The organism is Flavihumibacter sp. CACIAM 22H1 (assembly GCF_001601815.1).
GTDB lineage: Bacteria > Bacteroidota > Bacteroidia > Chitinophagales > Chitinophagaceae > Flavihumibacter.
On record NZ_LUKG01000107.1, the window covers coordinates 1 to 710 of the forward strand.

1 protein-coding gene is annotated in these 710 nt (G+C 43.4%); it reads right to left on the reverse strand.

Translation table 11 applies throughout. From position 1 onward, the window contains the following. Positions 1-710, reverse strand: a 710-nt coding sequence (locus A1D16_RS19730; RefSeq protein ID WP_290712735.1) for an ABC transporter permease, incomplete at both ends; no start/stop codon positions are given.

Consider the following 710-nt stretch of genomic DNA (forward strand, 5'->3'; position numbering starts at 1 on the left):
ATCGCCTGACTGGTGCTGGAAGCGGGGTTTAATTTCAGGATCAGGGCATTCATATCGTCGTAGGATTCGATATGATAAAGGGTTGGTCGAACCGGGAAAAACGGAGATTCCTGTAAAATATCGCTTACCACTCCGATAATAGTATAGGGCCTTCTGTTCCATACCAGGGTTTTTCCAACCGGATCTTTCATGCCTAAGAACTTAGCTGCCGTTTCGTTTACGACAAATGCAGCAGAGTCAGACGCAAAATCTTTCGAAAAATCTCTCCCCTCTTTAATTTTCCACTGAATGGCTTTGCCATAATCAAAGGTTACGGAATTATTAGGAAAGTCAATAGCCATATTAGGATCTTTCCCCTCCCAATCAAAACCGCCATTGGTATTCCAGACTTCGGTTAAAGGCCCCTGCGAACCTGCCATTACACTTACTGCACCGGAACTGACCAGTTCATTCTTAATGGCATCAAAATGCTTTTTTATTTCAGGTTCCATATCCAGGCTGATCAGCCTGCTTTTGTCATATCCGATGGGTCGGTTTTTAGCATACTGAATTTGCTGGTACACTATAATGGTTCCGATGATCAGCATTACAGATACGGTAAATTGTACTACTACCAGTACCTTCCTGGGCATGGAGGCAAAACGGCCCATCCTGAAACTGCCTTTCAATACTTTCAAAGGTTGAAAGGAAGAAAGGAATAAGGCAGGATA